The sequence below is a fragment of the Aquimarina algiphila genome (assembly GCF_007489275.1).
In the GTDB taxonomy this organism is placed as follows: domain Bacteria; phylum Bacteroidota; class Bacteroidia; order Flavobacteriales; family Flavobacteriaceae; genus Aquimarina; species Aquimarina algiphila.
Genome location: NZ_VLNR01000221.1, coordinates 1 through 312, shown reverse-complemented (window position 1 = coordinate 312; position 312 = coordinate 1). Strand labels below are relative to the sequence as shown.

At 41.7% G+C, this 312-nt stretch carries 1 protein-coding gene; it reads right to left on the bottom strand.

Annotation, left to right across the window (positions count from 1 at the left end; genetic code table 11):
- The coding region (locus FOF46_RS32200) for a hypothetical protein (RefSeq protein WP_167572050.1) at positions 1-312 on the bottom strand (312 nt) is incomplete at both ends.

The following is a 312-nucleotide window of genomic DNA, read 5'->3' as shown; positions in this document are numbered from 1 at the left end:
CAGCACTCGTATCTCTAGTAATCGTTGGATCTGTCATGATCGCAAATGGTGGAACAATAACATCAAAAGTCGTGAATACACAATTATTCTCATCTGTCACAGTAATACTATAGGTACCAGCAACAGGAGCAGTAATATCATATTGAACATCGGCTGCCACTGCATCAGCATCAGCAACATCAGTCTCTGATCCTGACGATGATGGACCAGTATAAGCAACATCATAGGGTGCTGTACCTCCACTAATCGTTAAGGTAATCACTGGGAAAACATCATCATTTGTCGCATTACACGCATATGGTGTTTGTGAAG